We start from the raw sequence: 16,500 nt of genomic DNA, 5'->3' as shown, positions 1-16,500 counted from the left end.
ATGAAAGATATAAATAAATTAATATTGTTGTCTAGCGTATTTTTAATAAGTAGCGTCAGTTATGCGGATTTAAAAAAGCAGATTTCAGCAGAGGGCTTTGAGTTTGTAAAAGAAATTCCAGCACCAGCAGGTATGACAGGATGGGCAGGGCATATGAACCAACATCCAGGCACGGTTTTTATTTCTAATGATCAGAAATATTACATTATGGGTGATTTATATAATGCTCAAGGTGAAAATATTTCTATTGAAGCATTAAATACACATGTCAAAGACGCCGTATTAGATGATGTATGGAAGAGCATTGAAAAGTCGACTTGGATTCAAGATGGTGAAAATACAGCAGCACGCGTTGTTTATGTATTTTCAGATCCTAACTGCCCATATTGCCATCAATTTTGGGAAGCTGCACGACCATGGGTAAACTCGGGAAAAGTTCAACTTCGACATATACAAGTTGGTGTAATTCGAGAAGAAAGTCGAGGGCAGATTGCCACCATACTTAACTCAAGTGATCCTGCTAAAGTATTTAATGACTACAATAAAAAGAAAGGTAAAGAGCGATTAGTTGTTACGCAAAATATATCAAAATCTTTACATGAAAAAATCGACTATAACGAGTCACTTATGGATAAATATGGATTTTTTTCCACGCCAGCTATGGTATGGAAAAATCAACAAGGAGAGTTCAAGTCTATGCAAGGAATGGCAAAAGACTTGCAAGAAGTTTTTGAAAAATAGAATTTTTTGGTCTTTAGTACTCTTGAATACAAAACTTTAAAATTTAATACATGGTCATTTACATGGAGAATATGATCGTATTTGAGTCTCATATCCACAACTGAAAGAATTGCAAGATTATGAAGTAGGATCGCAATATAAGCGATAAAGCGTTTGCATAATGGTGAGGACTTTAGGATCACTCACTTGATAAAAAATTTGTTTACCTTCACGACGAGTCACCACCATTTCAGCTTTACGTAATACGGTTAACTGTTGTGAAAGCGTGGGTTGAAAAATTTGAGTTCGATTCTCAATTTCCTGAACGTTCAATTCACCATCTACTAAAATACAAAGTATCTTTAAGCGATCAGGATTCGACAGGACTTTAAGTCGATCGCTGACTTGATCAACTTGTGAAAAATCCATTTGATTTAATTCAACATCAGACGGCATTGGATGTTCCTTTGAAACAGAAGGATGCGTATGTTAAAGCATCTTGATTATTTTTCAAAATTATATAATATAAAAAAATATATTGTAAATAAGTAAATTGTTATGCATGATTTTGTGATTGCTTTTTTAGGTGGAGCACTACTCGGTTTATCTGTGGTTGGATACTTATATGTGAATGGTCGAATAGCAGGGATTAGTGGTTTAATCGGTCAAGTACTAAATCCGCATAAAGTTTTCAAAACACCAGCATTGTGGTTTTTAATGGGTCTCATCATCACACCGTTGATCTATGGTATTTGGGTTCAGCCTGAAATTGAACTCGAAGCAAGTCCATTCATGATGATCGTGGCAGGTATTTTAGTTGGATTTGGAACACGTTTAGGTTCTGGCTGTACAAGTGGGCATGGCATTTGTGGTTTAAGTAGATTGTCCAAAAGATCTATTGTGGCAACACTAAGTTTTATGCTGACAGGCTTTATAACGGTTTATTTAATTCGACATGTCACAGGAGCATTCTAAATGAAAAACCTTTTTGCTTTTTTGTTTGGCTCACTTTTTTCCGTGGGGCTCATGTTATCTGGAATGTCGAACCCTGAAAAAGTTCTTAATTTTCTTGATTTATTCGGTGAGTGGGATGCAAGTTTGGCATTTGTCATAATGGGTGCCATTGTCGTGGCATTCATACCCTTTCAGATCGTAACCAGAAGTGAAAAACCTTTAACTCTATTCAATGAGACTATTGATTTACCAAAGAACAATCAGCTTGATAACAAGCTCATCATAGGTGCTAGCTTGTTTGGGATAGGATGGGGCATCGCAGGCATCTGTCCAGCACCAGGATTAACATTGATTGGTTTAGGGCATTATCAATCACTCTATTTTGTGATTGCGATGTTGATAGGAGTTTTAATTCACCGTAAATGGATGGGGGCATAGTTATGAAACTAGTGATGAAAGACGCCACTCAAGATCAAATCAAGCCGCTAATTAAAGATTTTTTTGATCAAAATACCAATACATTTAGTTATGTCGTGGCTGATCCTGTGACATTAAGTTGTGCCATTATCGATAGTGTTTTAGATTTTGATGCTGCTTCTGCGACAACAACGACGGAACATGCTGACCAGATTATTCAATACATACATGAACAGCATTACAAGGTTGAGTGGATTTTAGAAACACATGTGCATGCTGATCATTTGACCGCTGCGCAATATTTAAAATCAAAGCTAGGTGGCAAAATTGCCATGAGTCATCATATTGGAATTGTACAAGAAACATTTGGCTCAATTTATCAATTGGATATTAAGGCAATAAACGCACAGCAACCATTCGATTATTTATTTAAAGATCATGAGTGTTTTAAAATTGGAGAAATTGAAGCCTACAATATTCCAACGCCTGGTCATACACCTGCTTGTCTTAGTTATGTGATAGGTGATTCAGTTTTCGTGGGTGATACTATATTTATGCCAGACTATGGTACAGCACGTTGTGATTTTCCACGGGGCAGTGCAGCAGAATTATTTGATTCAGTTCAGAAGCTTTATCAACTGCCTGATCATATGCGTGTATATCTATGTCACGATTATTTACCAGAAAATCGACACCAATATATGTGTCAAACGGATATAGGAACGCAAAAAGCATCGAATATACACATTCGAATTGATTCAAAAAAGAATGATTTTGTGGAAATGCGCAATAGCCGTGACGCAACATTGGGGATGCCAAAGCTCATTTTACCAGCCATTCAAATTAATATAAATGGTGGCAAATTTCCGCCCACTGAACACAATGGAGTGTCTTATTTGAAAATCCCTTTAAATTTTTTTTAAATCTTAAAGTTTAGCTACTTTTATTTTTATAAATACATGTTATGTATAAAATTGAAAAAGGCTTTAAAAACAAGTTAAATAGGCGTATAGTTAAGTATGAAAGTTGATCAGCCTAGTCGGTTATTAACTTGATTTTTTCTATGTTTCTAAACACTCTTTATCGATAAGAGTTGAGAGGAAATTTTGCTAAGATCTAGTGGACTCATCATTGCATTTGCAACGGTGTTATTACAACTAGCGGTTTATTTACAACCGATCTTACCGGAGAAATTTCATATCGCTCCGGTATGCATGTCTATTATGCATAATTTACTTTCTCCAGAACGCCATCAGCATGTTCATGAGACTTATCACGATCTCGTCCACCATTTAAGTAAAAACGAACATCATCACGACCATAATCAAATTACTCACCAATGCCAATATTGCACTGTGTATGGAGACCTCGTCTTACCATTCGATTTTGGTGTAAAAGAAATTTTTGATCGCTTACAAGTTAAGCTGAGTTTCTACCGCAATTCTTTTTGGCACGTTTATTTTTCTCTACAGAAGCTCTATCTTCTGCCTCAAGGCCGAGCGCCACCTTTTGGACTCTAATTGATTTAAACCTTGGATCATTTTGATCTTAATCAATTTATGTAGAGTTCAATATTATGAAAAAAATCTTTAAACAGTCTGTAGCCAACAGACGGTATTCACTCATCCTCAAAAAAGTGTATTTAAAATCGCGTGTTATCGGAGTGATACATGACATCTACAATGTAATTCTAACTGTAGTTTTAAACTCAGTGAAGAACAACATTCACCACAAAACTCAACGATAAGGTGACGTCATGGATCTAGGACTAACAGCGCTCGAATTGGCGCGTATTCAATTCGCATTCACTGTTTCATTTCACATTATCTTTCCAGCAATTTCGATTGGATTGGCAAGTTTTTTGGCTGTGCTCGAATGGCGTTGGCTTAAAACGAATGATCCTGTTTATCGAGATCTGTTTAAATTTTGGATAAAAATATTCGCACTTTCATTTGGTATGGGTGTCGTTTCAGGCGTGGTGATGAGCTATCAGTTTGGAACCAACTGGAGTGAATTTTCACGTATAGCTGGTAGTGTCACCGGACCATTGCTAACTTATGAAGTGCTCAGTGCGTTTTTCTTAGAAGCTGGTTTCCTCGGTATCATGTTGTTTGGCTGGGGGCGAGTTGGACCAAAGACGCATTTTTTTGCAACCTTAATGGTGGCAATAGGAACATGTATATCCATGTTTTGGATTCTGTCATCTAATAGCTGGATGCAAACACCTCAAGGCTTTGCATTTGAAAATGGAATAATCGTTCCCCAAGATTGGTTTGCGATTGTCTTTAACCCATCCTTTCCTTATCGATTAGCCCATATGGCACTGGCCGCTTTCTTGGTTTCAGGCTTATTGGTTGCCGCAACTGCTGCATGGCATCTACTCAAAGGACGCCGTGATGCGTTAGTTAAAAAGTCATTCTCGATGGCAATGTGGATGATCCTTGCTTTAGCTCCACTACAGATGTTCGTGGGTGATTTACATGGATTGAATACCTTAGAACATCAGCCTGCTAAATTAGCTGCAATCGAAGGTCATTGGGAAACCAATAAAGATCATGGTATGCCGTTGTATCTATTTGGTATTCCAGATATGGAAGCTGAAGAAACTAAATATGCGATTGGTATTCCAAATCTGGGTAGCCTGATCATGACACATACTCTTAATGGTGAGGTTAAAGGCTTAAAAGAATTCGCTCCTGAGGATCGACCTAATTCAACCATCGTTTTTTGGAGTTTCCGAATCATGGTGGGTATGGGCATGCTCATGATCTTACTGGCTGTATTTGGTCTATGGCTACGTAAGACTGGCAACTTCTATGATTCTAAATGGTTGCACAAGTTTGCATTGTGGATGGGGCCTTCAGGTTTTATTGCATTATTGGCAGGCTGGTTTACCACAGAGGTGGGACGTCAACCTTGGATTATCTATGGCGTAATGCGTACGAAAGATGCGTTATCTCCTGTCTCTGCGGAACAGGTTGGACTTACGCTAATTATTTTTGTTGTGGTGTACTGCATCGTATTTGGTATCGGTATCTTTTATATGTTGAAAATGATGGTAAAAGGACCAGAATTTATTTATTTAACACCACATTCAGATGGCGAAGTGATCCGAGCGTCTAAACGCCCGATGAGTACCATTGATAATGAACAACAACTTGAAGCATCAAACAGGGTGAATGATCAGGAGAATTTGAAATGATTGATTTATCATTGATTTGGATTGTGATCATCGCACTAGGTGTCTTGATTTATGTCGTTCTTGATGGTTTTGATTTGGGAATTGGTATTTTATTTCCATTTGTAAAAGATCGCCAAGAGCGTGATGTCATGATGAATACTGTAGCACCCGTATGGGATGGCAATGAGACTTGGATGGTACTTGGTGGAGCTGGTTTATTTGCCGCTTTTCCACTGGTCTATTCGACTGTGTTGTCTGCATTATATATGCCCATCACCTTAATGGTGATCGCGCTTATATTTCGTGGAGTCGCTTTTGAGTTTCGTTTTAAGGCTAATCGGACTAAGGCACTTTGGGACCAAGCATTTATTTGGGGTTCAATTTTAGCTTCATTTTTACAAGGTGTGATTTTAGGCGCTTATATTCAAGGAATTCAGACGACCAATGGTGTGTTCACGGGTGGTGGTCTGGATTGGCTCACTCCATTTTCACTCTTTACAGGTTTAGGCGTTGTTGTGTTATACGCGACACTCGGTTGTGGATGGTTAATTTTTAAAACGGATGAGCGTGTACAAGATCATATGTACCGTCTGATGCCGAAGCTTATGATCGCGTTATTTCTAATATTTGGCGCTGTCAGTATTTATACCCCCCTTGTACATGACGATATTGCACAGCGTTGGTTTAGCCAACCACAAATGTGGTATTTCAGCCCCGTACCAATACTGGTATTGATTTTTACTTTCCTTGCGCTCAGAGCTTGTAAACGTCGTCAGGAGTTTGCGCCTTTCATCTGTACATTGGCTTTGGTATTTCTTGCGTATACGGGCTTCTTAATTAGTTTATGGCCTAATATCATTCCGCCAAGTGTAACGATTTGGCAAGCTGCTGCACCTCAAAGTAGTCAATTATTTGCTCTCATTGGTGCACTCATTCTAATCCCAATTATATTGTTTTATACCGCTTTATCTTATTGGGTATTTAGAGACAAGGTCCGTGTTGGTGACGAAGGTTATCACTGAGGAGAATGATAATGAAACTGAATCAAGCAGGGTGGTTTATTGTTTTATGGCTCGGTGGTTTTTTAAGTCTATTATTGATTGCTGGTCTATTTCGATTGCTCATCCAGTGGGCGTATTAATCTAAATCTTTAGACATCAACAATTAACCCATCATCTAGGTGATGGGTTTTTAATTTAAATACTAACGACTAATCGTTGTTGATCATAATTGGATAATAGAAACTATGATATAGGCACAATTAAGCGGATTTTAGCTTCTAAACCAACGCTTTAAAAATTTACTTAAATAATTGATTTAAGATCAAATTAGAAGAATCATCTGAATCTTTGAGAATGATGAGTGACATCGTTTCAATCACTTATGACATAACTATCGCCGTTTTAAGGAATCACGAGACTGATATTTAATTGTCGTTGTTCATGGTCTAATTACTGTGAAAAAAAAAGCCAGACTGGTGGAGCAATCTGGCAAAGCGTCAAGATGAGTCACCCGTGACAAGTGATGTTTCCTGAGTTCAGGTTTGAGTTGTTCCGAACTTAAGCCTGAATAAATTCAGCCACAGCCTGGTTAAACGCTTGTGGTTGTTCAACATTCGAAATGTGCGAAGCATTAATCTCAACAAGTTGACTACCCGCAATCGCGGCTTGCATAAACTGACCATCTGCCACAGTGGTCACAGGGTCTTGCTGACCTGCAATAATCAATACAGGAATCGAAATCTGTTTGAGTTGTTCACGCACATCCGCCTTAGCCAAAGCTTCACAGCAGCTTGCATAACCTTCAGGGCTGCCAGCTCCTAAGTCGTTTGAAAGTTTTTCAATCACTGCTGGGTTGCTTTGGATAAAGGGATCTGTAAACCAACGACCTGCAGCCGTTGATGCAATCGGTGCTAAACCTTGTTCACGAACCAATACGGCACGATCATTCCAAGCATTTTCATTGCCAATTTTAGCGGCGGTATTACACACAATCACATGACTAAAGCGTTGAGGATGATTGATCGCTAACCATTGGCCTGTCAAACCACCCATCGAAATACCACAGAATGCAGCTTTATCAACATTTAAATGGTCGAGTAAATTCACCACATCTTGACCAAGTTGATCAATGGTATATGGACCTTGAGGCGCGTCTGATGCACCATGACCACGCGTGTCATAACAAATCACATAATGAGAAGCTTTAAAAAACTCAATTTGTGATTGCCACATGCTGAAATTTGTCCCTAAAGAGTTAGAGAAAACAAGAGCAGGCTTGCTTGAATCACCAAAAGTTTGATAATTGATTTGCGCATCATTTGAAGAAAAAGTAGGCATAGAATCCCTCCCGACCTCCCTTAAGAAAAGGGAGGGGGTTTTAATAGTTAAACACGTTCAATAATTAAAGCGATGCCTTGACCCACACCGATACACATAGAGCACAATGCATATTTGCCACCAGTTGCTTCAAGTTGATTCAGTGCAGTCGTCACCAAACGCGCACCTGATGCACCCAATGGATGACCCAGTGCAATTGCACCACCATTTGGGTTTACACGCGCATCATCGTCGGCTAAACCTAGGTCACGTGTACATGCCAATGCTTGTGCTGCAAACGCTTCGTTCACCTCAATCACATCCATTTGCTCTAGTGTTAAACCTGTTTGAGCCAGTAACTTTTTAATCGCAGGTGCAGGACCAAAGCCCATAATGCGAGGTTCAACCCCAACGGTGGTTGCACCAATCACTTTGGCACGAGGCTTTAAACCATATTTTTCTACAGCTGCATCAGACGCAATCAGAATCGCAGCAGCACCATCGTTAATCCCTGATGCATTACCTGCGGTTACTGTACCGTCTGCTTTTACAACAGGTTTTAACTTGGTTAAGGCCTCGAGGGTGGTTGCACGAGGATGTTCATCTTTTGCCACCACAACCGCATCACCTTTACGCTGTGGAATAGTCACAGGCACGATTTCTTGATCAAAGAAACCGCGTGCTTGCGCTCCAGCCGTACGTTGTTGGCTGGTTAAAGCAAATTGGTCTTGATCAGCGCGGCTAATGTTGAACTGTTCAGCCACGTTTTCGGCCGTTTGCGGCATGGTTTCAACACCATACATTTCTTTAAGCTTCGGGTTGATAAAACGCCAGCCCATGGTGGTGTCTTCAATCTTTTGACTACGACCAAATGCACTCTCAGATTTACCCATCACAAATGGGGCACGTGACATAGATTCAACACCACCTGCCACAATCACGTCAGCTTCACCAGCTTTAATGGCACGCGCGGCCATTGCTACGGTATCGAGTGATGAACCACATAAACGGTTGACTGTGGTTGCAGGTACTGTATAAGGGATACCTGCTAAAAGCGCCGACATACGACCGACGTTACGGTTATCTTCACCGGCTTGGTTGGCACAACCAAATAAAACGTCATCGACGACATTCCAATCCACAGAAGGGTTACGTTCCATTAACGCTTTTAATGGCACTGCACCTAAGTCATCCGCACGGACAGGTGCTAAACCACCGGCATAACGACCAAAAGGCGTACGGATGGCATCAATGATGTATGCGTTTTTCATAGTGTAAGATCCTAAAACCAGTCTTAAGCCTGAGTGGCATCAATGAGTTTGGCACCCGTCATCGATTGAAGCTCTTCAAAAGATAAGCCTTCAACTTTCTCAATGACTTTCATGCCATCTGCCGTCACATCAATCACACAAAGGTCCGTATAAATGCGGTCCACACATTTCAAACCTGTCGCAGGATAAGTCAGCTCAGCAACGATTTTCGGTTCGCCTTTTTTAGTGACATGATCGGTGGTAATAAAGACTTTCTTCGCACCCACGGCTAAGTCCATTGCACCACCCACAGCAGGAATGGCATCAGGTGCACCGGTATGCCAGTTTGCAAGATCACCATTTTCTGCCACTTGGAAAGCACCCAGTACCGCGATGTCTAAATGACCACCACGCATCATGGCAAATGAATCACCATGATGGAAGAAAGCTCCGCCTTCTAGCAGGGTTACAAACTCTTTACCTGCGTTAATTAACTCAGGGTCACGGTCTTCTTCCGCAGGGGGTGGACCAAAGGCCAATAAACCATTTTCAGAATGTAAAAAGACATCTTTGTCAGCAGGTAAGTAACTCGAGATTTTCGTCGGTAAACCAATGCCAAGGTTGACATAAGCACCATCAGGAATATCTTGTGCAACACGTTCAGCAATTTGATCACGGGTTAATTTTTGATAACTCATTTTATTTCTCCAATCTCAAATTACTGCGCAGGTTGAACTTGTACAACGTGTTGTACAAAGATCCCAGGGGTGATGATGTGTTCAGGATCTAAGGCACCGAGTTCCACGACTTCTGATACTTGTGCGATGGTGATATCTGCTGCCATGGCCATAATTGGACCAAAGTTACGTGCAGATTTACGGTACACCAAGTTCCCCCAGCGATCGCCCTTATGCGCTTTAATTAACGCAAAGTCAGCTTTGATTGGATTTTCTAAAACGTAGTCTTTACCTTCATAGTTCATGATTGGTTTGCCTTCAGCGAGCAAAGTACCAAAACCTGTTGGTGTGTAGATTGGACCTAAGCCCATACCCGCCGCTTGAATACGGCAAGCCAAGTTGCCTTGCGGTACAAGTTCTAACTCGATTTTGCCTGCACGGTAGAGTTCATCGAAGACATAAGAGTCAGACTGACGAGGAAAAGAACAGATGATTTTACGCACAGCGCCTGCTTGTAACAGTTTAGCCAAGCCGTAATCACCATTACCTGCGTTGTTGTTGACGATCACTAAGTCTTTAATACCGAGTTCAATTAAGCCATCGATGAGTTCAGCAGGCTGACCTGCGGTACCAAACCCACCAATCATAATGGTTGAACCGTCTTTAATTTGGGAGAGGGCTTCGGTTAAAGTCTTTTGAGATTTATCAATCATAGCGTTTTATAGATAAAGCTATCTATATCCTTTTCGGTCTTGCAAAAATTTAAACAAATCAAAATGATTAGATTTGGATTGGTCTAAATTCTTTAGGTGAATAAGATAAAGGATGGATGCAAGATCCATCCCTTTATAATTTTTAAGCTGATGCGCGGCGGCGTTCAACTTCAGTAGAAGGCGCACCTTCAACGTCTTTCACTAATTCAATGTCAAATTGAATATGTTTGAACGCACCTTTCAGACCACGACGAGCAATTTCAGCTTCATCAGTTACGTCTACAGCAGTTGCCACTAAGCCATCACGCGTTGCAAATGCAAAGTCATCCCAAAGGTATTTATCACCTTCGATGTTGAACTGCGTAGTTAATTTACGGTAGCCAGGTGCAGTGACGAAGTAATGCACATGTGAAGGGCGGTTACCATGACGACCAAGTTTGTCTAATACAAACTGAGTTGTACCTTCTGGTGGGCAGCCATAACCTACAGGCATTGTGGTTAATGCTGTATATTGACCTTGTGCATCGGTGAAGATCGTACGACGTAAGTTGAAGTCAGATTGAGACTTATCAAAGAACGAGTAGTTACCTAAGCTGTTTGCATGCCAAACTTCAACTTTAGCGCCTTCAATGATGTTACCTTCAGTATCTTTAACGATACCTTCAATAATTAAAGTTGGAATTTTGCCTTCTTCAGAACCATCATCCATACGTGCAAAACCAACTGATTCTGGTGCACCAGCGACATACAATGGACCTTCAATTGTACGTGGAGTACCACCTGTAATACCTGCTTGAGCATCTTTCTCATCTGCACGTAAATCAAGGAAATGCTCAAGACCTAAACCAGCAGCCAAAAGACCTAATTCGTTTGCTTGACCAGCATCAGTAAAGTACTCAAGACCCTTCCAAACTTCAGATTGGCTTAAATCTAAATCTTCAATCGCTTGGAATAAGTCAGATACTAAACGTACAACGATTTGTTGAACACGTTCATCAACAGGACCTGTTGCAGTATCAACGTTCATCTTTTTAACTAAAGCATTAATTTGTTCGCGGTTCATACTATTTCTCCTTAAGTATGCTTGCTGTGTGGTGGCTGACTTCTAATGTGTTTGAGCTCGCTGCCACAATCCTTGTTTAAAATGACGCTAAAAAAACCTCTGGATGTATTGATGTCATGGCCTGAATCAATCAAGCCAAGACACTTAAAACTTAACGATCATCTTCACGGATAGAAGATGGGTGGCGATTTAACGCCATTACTTCGATATTCATATATGGATAAAGCGGAAGACCTTGTAAAATTGAATGAAGCTCTTCATTGCTTTCCACATCAAAAATACTGATGTTTGAATACTGACCTGTGATTCGCCAGATATGACGCCACTTGCCTTGTTGCTGTAACTCTTGCGAATACGCCTTTTCAACAGCTTTGATCTCATTCGCTTTTTCAACTGGCATATCCAGTGGGATGTTCACATCCATTCGTACATGAAACAGCATGTCTCACTCCTGATGTATCACGTCGCTTATTTGCGGCGAAGGTTGTCAATCTTGTCTAAATCCAACTCAATACCTAAACCATTGCCTTGAGGCAGATGTAATTCGAAATCACGATATTGAAGCGGGGTCTTTAAAATTTCGTCAGTTAACAGCAATGGACCAAATAATTCAGTGCCATATGCCAAATTCTCAAAGGTCGAGAACAAATGTGCAGAAGCGATGGTGCCAACAGAACCTTCAAGCATCGTGCCACCATACAGATCTACACCAGCGAGGTTTGCAATGGTTGCTACATCACGACCTTCGAGTAGGCCACCAGACTGAGCAACTTTTACAGCAAACACAGAAGCAGCATTACGCTTCGCTAAACGATAAGCTGTACTTGGACCCATCAATGACTCATCCGCCATAATGGCAATATCAAAACGACGAGTTAAACGCTCCATGGCATCAATATTGTCAATCGCACATGGCTGTTCAATTAGATCCACACCACCATCTTGCAGAAGCTGAATACCTTTGATCGCTTCTAACTCAGACCAAGCACGGTTCACATCGACACGGATAGAAATATCAGCACCTAACGCTTTTTTGATGGTGAGAACATGCTCAACATCTGCTTCTACAGCACGAGAACCAATTTTTAATTTAAAGAAGTTATGACGCTTAGCTTCGATCATCTTTTTCGCTTCAGCGATATCTTTATCTGTATCACCAGAAGCCAACACCCAAAGTACAGGAACGCTGTCACGCAGACGGCCACCTAACACTTCAGACAGCGGCAAACCTAAACGTTGAGCCTGAATATCCAGTAAAGCAGTTTGAATGGCACATTTTGCAAAACGGTTGCCATTAATATTCTTCTTCAACACTTGCATAATTTGAGCAATGTTGAAATCAGTAAAAGTTTTGAGTAGTGGAGCAAAATAAGTATCGATATTGGTTTTGATACTTTCAGGGCTTTCTTCACCATAGCCTAAGCCACCGATGGTGGTTGCTTCGCCCCAACCAATGAAACCATCCGAAGTTTCGATTTTAATGAGGACTAAGGTTTGAGTTTGCATCGTTGCGACCGCCATCTTGTGTGGGCGGATCGTCGGGATTTCAACGAGCAAGGTTTCAATATTTTTGTACATGCAGCAATATATTCCATTAATATATGCTAAATACCTTATTTGAAATAAAGTATTGAAAATAGAGGTTAAGTAGTATATTAAAATACTAAAAAAGTATGGATTGAGGAAATTTCAATGGAATTAAGAACATTAAAGTATTTTGCTACTGTGGTCGAAGAAAAAAGTATTACAAAAGCTGCTGAAAAATTATGTATCGCACAACCACCACTTACACGACAAATCAAAAACTTAGAGTCAGAGTTAGGTGTCGTATTATTTGAAAGAGGCATGAGACCGATCAAAACAACTGAAGTTGGAGAATTTTTTTACCAATATGCTGTACAGATACTGACCTTAACAGCACATGCTAAATCGATGGTAAATCGATATAAAGTGACAGATACTACCGTACGAATTGGGTATGTTGGTTCGCTTTTTTATTGGAAATTACCTGAGATTATTGATTATTTAAGAAAGCATATTGCAAATATAAAAGTTGAATTAGTGGAATGCGGAACCAGAGACCAGGTAGAAGCTTTGAAATTGGGAAAAATTGATATTGGGTTTGGTCGATTAGGAATTAGTGATCCTTCAATAAAAAGAATAGTGATCGAAAGAGAGCAACTTTTTTTAGCAGTGCACAAAGATCATACATTAGTGACCCAAAATGTTAAGGAAGTACATTTATCACAATTGGTCAACGAACATATTTATATATATCCAAATACTCCTAAACCAAACTTCTCAACTTTTATTCAAGGAATATTCTCTGAACTTGACTTAATTCCACAAAATCTGATCGAGACGAGAGAAATCCATATGGCATTGGGGATGGTGTCATCTGGTGAGGGGGGGTGTATTATTCCAAAGAGTGCATGCTCTATAGGTATGAAAAATTTGAAATTTATACCAATTCTAGATAATGAGGCTGAAAGTCCAATTACAGTTGCCTATAGAAGTATCGATAATAATGAATACATCAAACAAATATTAGATTATCTAGACGAATTGAAGAGCATGAACTAATTTTTATGATTAGATTAATATAAAATATCTATTTATATGTAATATTTAATGGAAAAATAAATAGAATAATAATGTTAAAAATGATATTAATTTTATAAATCAGCATAAATTGGCATGGATTTGTCATAGGGATAGCGCTGATCTATAAAATATTTAGGATGATTTCGATGGAAAAAATTTCCGAGTTAAAGAGTAATGATGCAAAAAAAAAGGATATTTATGCTTGGTATGTTGTAATACTTTGCATGATTGCATATATATTTTCTTTTATCGATCGTCAAATTTTGGCTTTGATGATTGAACCGATAAAAGCAGATTTGAATTTAACAGACACGCAATTCAGTTTACTTCACGGACTAGCTTTTTCTTTATTTTACGCATTCATGGGTCTTCCATTGGCTTATATCGCAGATCGATTCTCAAGACCAAAATTAATTGCTGCCGGGATTGTATTTTGGAGCATTGCAACAGCTTTATGTGGTTTAAGTAAGAACTTTATCCAGTTGTTTTTGAGCAGAATGGGCGTAGGAATTGGTGAAGCTGCTTTGTCACCTGCAGCCTATTCAATGTTTAGTGATATGTTTGCAAAAGATAAATTGGGTCGAGCTGTCGCTATTTATTCGATTGGATCTTTTGTTGGTGGGGGAATCGCATTCTTAGTAGGTGGTTTTGTCATTGGATTACTCAAGGACATGTCTCTTATTGCTGTACCCTTATTTGGAATGTTAAAGGCATGGCAAGTGGCGTTTATTTTAGTAGGTTTACCAGGAGTCATTATTGGCATATTGGTACTTTTAACTGTTAAAGATCCTAAGCGTAAAGGGCAAATGGTCGATGCGCAGGGGAACGTGGTAAAAGTAAAGCTTAGTGATACTTTTAAATTTTTGAAAAAGCATAAAAAAACATTTACATGTCATTATTTGGGATTTACTTTTTATGCCATGGCATTGTTTTGCTTAATTAGCTGGACACCTGCATTTTACATACGACATTACAATATGACACCTACTGAAGTGGGCTATATGTTGGGTGCCGTGTTACTGATTTCAAATACTTTAGGTGTATTTGCGGCTGGTTGGATGAATGATTATTTTATTCAAAAAGGCAGAAAAGATTCGCCTATGTTTGTGGGTGTGATTGGAATCGTAGGTCTGATTATTCCAATGATTTTGTTTTCACAAGTTAATGAATTATGGCTATCAGTTACATTGTTGGTTGTTGCAATGTTTTTCGCTTCTTTCCCAATGCCGATCTCAACAACAGCAATGCAAATGCTTTCGCCAAATCAATTACGTGCCCAAATCTCATCTATCTTTTTACTCATCAGTAATTTGATTGCTTTAGGTATTGGTACCACATTAGTGGCTTTAATTACGGATCGTATTTTTGAAAATCCTTTAATGGTCGGTTCATCGATATCTATCGTTGGTGCAATATCATGCGTATTGTGCTTTGTATTATTGAAAGTGGGTTGTAAAGCCTTCGAAAATAGTTTGCAAGTTGAGTCTAAATAAATCATGTCTGAATAAAATAATGAGGGTACACCTATCATGTATTTATCGAATCTGAAACTTTTAAAGAAATTCAACTTATTGTCTTCAAAAGATTATTTTCAGATTAAAGATGTGATAGGACAATACTTGTGCCCTCATCAATTTGAAGTATTGAATGATGAATCTTTAGAAGTAAAATTAAGTGGGTTTTCATTTGGTCAAGTTGCACTATTTGAATTAAGTTACAATGCTCCAGTTCAAATTAGTTTTGGTGCTGAGTGTCAAAGTTATCTGTTTAGATTTAATTTGGAAGGGGAATGTAAAGTCAAATATGATCATTCAACTTATCAACAACGTCCTGGATTACTTACAGTTTCTCATCCTCATTTTGAAAATAGAATTGAACTCCAAGCCAAATGTAGAAATATCATATTAAAAATTGATCATGAGTTGATCAACACTGTTTTATATCGCTTGTTGGGGTATATCCCTCAAAAAAATCTTATTTTCGATAGTGGCATTTCCTATACATCTGAAGAAAGAATTTCAATTTTAGAAACACTGAACTACTTATGCTTTGCATATTCAAATATTGAAAACTGGTGGCAAATTTCTGATAGCTTTAGTTCATATTTGACTGAGTTATTACTGATCAAAATTCCACATAATTTCAGTGAACGAATCGCAGATAAAAAATATCAACTCATCCCAAGTTATATCAAAAATGCAGCTCATTTGATTGAGCAACATTATATGGAAGCAATCTCGATTGAGGAAGTTGCGAGGCTTGTAAAAGTCTCGGTAAGAACGCTTCAAAAGGGATTTAATACCTATTTGAACCAAACGCCTCTCAGTTTCATGACATCAATCAAATTGGACCGAGTTCATCAAGAACTTAAACACACTCAGGTTGATCAGCCTATAATTGATATCTTCAATGCTCATGGTGTAAGAAGCTTTGGACACTTTACTCGGCTTTATAAAAAACGTTATGGATGCACGCCTTCAGAAACCGTGAAACAAAACAAATTAATATAAATAAATTCGTAATTCGAATAGCAGTACCGCTTTTTGACGCGAGCAAAAAGAAGAATCTTTCCTACTATCACAATACACAATAGATATGTAAGG

19 protein-coding genes are annotated in these 16,500 nt (G+C 39.0%); 11 read left to right on the top strand and 8 right to left on the bottom strand.

Annotation, left to right across the window (positions count from 1 at the left end; all coding sequences use genetic code 11):
* Positions 1-9: 9 nt before the first annotated feature.
* Positions 10-741 carry a thiol:disulfide interchange protein DsbG gene (dsbG, locus tag AC1M9E_RS08570; protein ID WP_481596680.1) on the top strand — a complete coding sequence of 244 codons (732 nt, stop codon included), beginning with the start codon at positions 10-12 and terminating at the stop codon, positions 739-741.
* A gap of 117 nt (positions 742-858) precedes the next feature.
* Here dsbG and AC1M9E_RS08565 read toward each other — a convergent pair whose 3' ends face one another.
* On the bottom strand, positions 859-1,176 hold the full coding sequence (locus tag AC1M9E_RS08565) for an ArsR/SmtB family transcription factor (RefSeq protein ID WP_092768848.1): 318 nt from the start codon (positions 1,174-1,176) through the stop codon (positions 859-861).
* 102 nt (positions 1,177-1,278) lie between these two features.
* Between AC1M9E_RS08565 and AC1M9E_RS08560 the strand changes: the two genes are divergently transcribed.
* The 7 genes from AC1M9E_RS08560 (at position 1,279) to AC1M9E_RS08530 (ending at position 6,413) form a co-directional block, all read left to right on the top strand.
* Positions 1,279-1,695, top strand: coding sequence for a YeeE/YedE family protein (locus AC1M9E_RS08560; RefSeq protein ID WP_488224688.1), 417 nt, complete (start codon positions 1,279-1,281; stop codon positions 1,693-1,695).
* On the top strand, positions 1,696-2,112 hold the full coding sequence (locus tag AC1M9E_RS08555) for a DUF6691 family protein (RefSeq protein ID WP_488224687.1): 417 nt from the start codon (positions 1,696-1,698) through the stop codon (positions 2,110-2,112). It begins immediately after the preceding gene.
* Positions 2,113-2,126: 14 nt separating this feature from the next.
* On the top strand, positions 2,127-3,014 hold the full coding sequence (locus AC1M9E_RS08550; RefSeq protein ID WP_488225203.1) for an MBL fold metallo-hydrolase: 888 nt from the start codon (positions 2,127-2,129) through the stop codon (positions 3,012-3,014).
* Between the two features lie 183 nt (positions 3,015-3,197).
* Entirely contained in the window at positions 3,198-3,611 is a 414-nt protein-coding gene (locus AC1M9E_RS08545; RefSeq protein WP_488224686.1) for a DUF2946 domain-containing protein, read from the top strand.
* A gap of 236 nt (positions 3,612-3,847) precedes the next feature.
* Positions 3,848-5,293 (top strand): cytochrome ubiquinol oxidase subunit I, encoded by a 1,446-nt coding sequence (locus AC1M9E_RS08540; protein WP_488224685.1) that lies wholly within the window; start codon positions 3,848-3,850, stop codon positions 5,291-5,293.
* Positions 5,290-6,294 carry a cytochrome d ubiquinol oxidase subunit II gene (gene cydB, locus AC1M9E_RS08535; RefSeq protein ID WP_481592454.1) on the top strand — a complete coding sequence of 335 codons (1,005 nt, stop codon included), beginning with the start codon at positions 5,290-5,292 and terminating at the stop codon, positions 6,292-6,294. Before AC1M9E_RS08540 ends, cydB begins: the two co-directional genes overlap by 4 nt.
* An 11-nt stretch (positions 6,295-6,305) precedes the next feature.
* Positions 6,306-6,413, top strand: a complete 108-nt coding sequence (locus AC1M9E_RS08530; RefSeq protein ID WP_155757002.1) for a DUF2474 family protein — start codon at positions 6,306-6,308, stop codon at positions 6,411-6,413.
* 418 nt (positions 6,414-6,831) lie between these two features.
* Here AC1M9E_RS08530 and pcaD read toward each other — a convergent pair whose 3' ends face one another.
* From pcaD to AC1M9E_RS08495, 7 genes are all read right to left on the bottom strand, one after another.
* Positions 6,832-7,611 (bottom strand): 3-oxoadipate enol-lactonase, encoded by a 780-nt coding sequence (pcaD, locus tag AC1M9E_RS08525; protein ID WP_481610355.1) that lies wholly within the window; start codon positions 7,609-7,611, stop codon positions 6,832-6,834.
* A gap of 47 nt (positions 7,612-7,658) precedes the next feature.
* On the bottom strand, positions 7,659-8,861 hold the full coding sequence (gene pcaF / locus AC1M9E_RS08520) for a 3-oxoadipyl-CoA thiolase (protein WP_488224646.1): 1,203 nt from the start codon (positions 8,859-8,861) through the stop codon (positions 7,659-7,661).
* 23 nt (positions 8,862-8,884) lie between these two features.
* Entirely contained in the window at positions 8,885-9,538 is a 654-nt protein-coding gene (locus AC1M9E_RS08515) for a 3-oxoacid CoA-transferase subunit B (protein WP_180028014.1), read from the bottom strand.
* A gap of 20 nt (positions 9,539-9,558) precedes the next feature.
* Positions 9,559-10,230 (bottom strand): 3-oxoacid CoA-transferase subunit A, encoded by a 672-nt coding sequence (locus AC1M9E_RS08510; protein ID WP_488224684.1) that lies wholly within the window; start codon positions 10,228-10,230, stop codon positions 9,559-9,561.
* 142 nt (positions 10,231-10,372) lie between these two features.
* Positions 10,373-11,293: a catechol 1,2-dioxygenase gene (gene catA / locus AC1M9E_RS08505; protein WP_481598102.1), complete on the bottom strand. Its 921-nt coding sequence runs from the start codon at positions 11,291-11,293 to the stop codon at positions 10,373-10,375.
* Positions 11,294-11,444: 151 nt separating this feature from the next.
* Positions 11,445-11,735 (bottom strand): muconolactone Delta-isomerase, encoded by a 291-nt coding sequence (catC, locus tag AC1M9E_RS08500; RefSeq protein WP_092766278.1) that lies wholly within the window; start codon positions 11,733-11,735, stop codon positions 11,445-11,447.
* A gap of 26 nt (positions 11,736-11,761) precedes the next feature.
* Complete coding sequence (locus AC1M9E_RS08495) at positions 11,762-12,871, bottom strand: muconate/chloromuconate family cycloisomerase (protein ID WP_481608041.1); 1,110 nt, start codon at positions 12,869-12,871, stop codon at positions 11,762-11,764.
* 114 nt (positions 12,872-12,985) lie between these two features.
* Between AC1M9E_RS08495 and AC1M9E_RS08490 the strand changes: the two genes are divergently transcribed.
* The 3 genes from AC1M9E_RS08490 to AC1M9E_RS08480 all read left to right on the top strand — a co-directional run bounded on the left by AC1M9E_RS08490 (position 12,986) and on the right by AC1M9E_RS08480 (position 16,407).
* A complete protein-coding gene (locus tag AC1M9E_RS08490; protein ID WP_481596405.1) occupies positions 12,986-13,876 on the top strand; it encodes a LysR substrate-binding domain-containing protein in 891 nt (296 codons plus the stop codon).
* Between the two features lie 167 nt (positions 13,877-14,043).
* A complete protein-coding gene (locus tag AC1M9E_RS08485) occupies positions 14,044-15,390 on the top strand; it encodes a spinster family MFS transporter (RefSeq protein ID WP_488224683.1) in 1,347 nt (448 codons plus the stop codon).
* Between the two features lie 36 nt (positions 15,391-15,426).
* A complete protein-coding gene (locus tag AC1M9E_RS08480) occupies positions 15,427-16,407 on the top strand; it encodes a helix-turn-helix transcriptional regulator (protein WP_488224682.1) in 981 nt (326 codons plus the stop codon).
* The last annotated feature ends 93 nt before the right edge of the window (positions 16,408-16,500 follow it).

It is taken from the genome of Acinetobacter sp. 24-47-47 (genome assembly GCF_057737035.1).
The sequence above is the reverse complement of the archived record's forward strand: the minus strand, read 5'-3'. Positions and strand labels throughout refer to the sequence as shown.

Bases quoted from the DNA above. Each gene is read 5' to 3' on its own strand.
- pcaF (WP_488224646.1), bottom strand. From the start codon at position 8,861: ATGAAAAACGCATACATCATTGATGCCATCCGTACGCCTTTTGGTCGT.
- AC1M9E_RS08550 (WP_488225203.1), top strand. From the start codon at position 2,127: ATGAAAGACGCCACTCAAGATCAAATCAAGCCGCTAATTAAAGATTTT.
- AC1M9E_RS08485 (WP_488224683.1), top strand. From the start codon at position 14,044: ATGGAAAAAATTTCCGAGTTAAAGAGTAATGATGCAAAAAAAAAGGAT.
- AC1M9E_RS08480 (WP_488224682.1), top strand. From the start codon at position 15,427: ATGTATTTATCGAATCTGAAACTTTTAAAGAAATTCAACTTATTGTCT.
- AC1M9E_RS08560 (WP_488224688.1), top strand. From the start codon at position 1,279: ATGCATGATTTTGTGATTGCTTTTTTAGGTGGAGCACTACTCGGTTTA.
- AC1M9E_RS08515 (WP_180028014.1), bottom strand. From the start codon at position 9,538: ATGAGTTATCAAAAATTAACCCGTGATCAAATTGCTGAACGTGTTGCA.
- pcaD (WP_481610355.1), bottom strand. From the start codon at position 7,611: ATGCCTACTTTTTCTTCAAATGATGCGCAAATCAATTATCAAACTTTT.
- AC1M9E_RS08510 (WP_488224684.1), bottom strand. From the start codon at position 10,230: ATGATTGATAAATCTCAAAAGACTTTAACCGAAGCCCTCTCCCAAATT.
- catA (WP_481598102.1), bottom strand. From the start codon at position 11,293: ATGAACCGCGAACAAATTAATGCTTTAGTTAAAAAGATGAACGTTGAT.
- cydB (WP_481592454.1), top strand. From the start codon at position 5,290: ATGATTGATTTATCATTGATTTGGATTGTGATCATCGCACTAGGTGTC.
- AC1M9E_RS08565 (WP_092768848.1), bottom strand. From the start codon at position 1,176: ATGCCGTCTGATGTTGAATTAAATCAAATGGATTTTTCACAAGTTGAT.
- AC1M9E_RS08540 (WP_488224685.1), top strand. From the start codon at position 3,848: ATGGATCTAGGACTAACAGCGCTCGAATTGGCGCGTATTCAATTCGCA.
- catC (WP_092766278.1), bottom strand. From the start codon at position 11,735: ATGCTGTTTCATGTACGAATGGATGTGAACATCCCACTGGATATGCCA.
- AC1M9E_RS08555 (WP_488224687.1), top strand. From the start codon at position 1,696: ATGAAAAACCTTTTTGCTTTTTTGTTTGGCTCACTTTTTTCCGTGGGG.
- AC1M9E_RS08530 (WP_155757002.1), top strand. From the start codon at position 6,306: ATGAAACTGAATCAAGCAGGGTGGTTTATTGTTTTATGGCTCGGTGGT.
- AC1M9E_RS08490 (WP_481596405.1), top strand. From the start codon at position 12,986: ATGGAATTAAGAACATTAAAGTATTTTGCTACTGTGGTCGAAGAAAAA.
- AC1M9E_RS08495 (WP_481608041.1), bottom strand. From the start codon at position 12,871: ATGTACAAAAATATTGAAACCTTGCTCGTTGAAATCCCGACGATCCGC.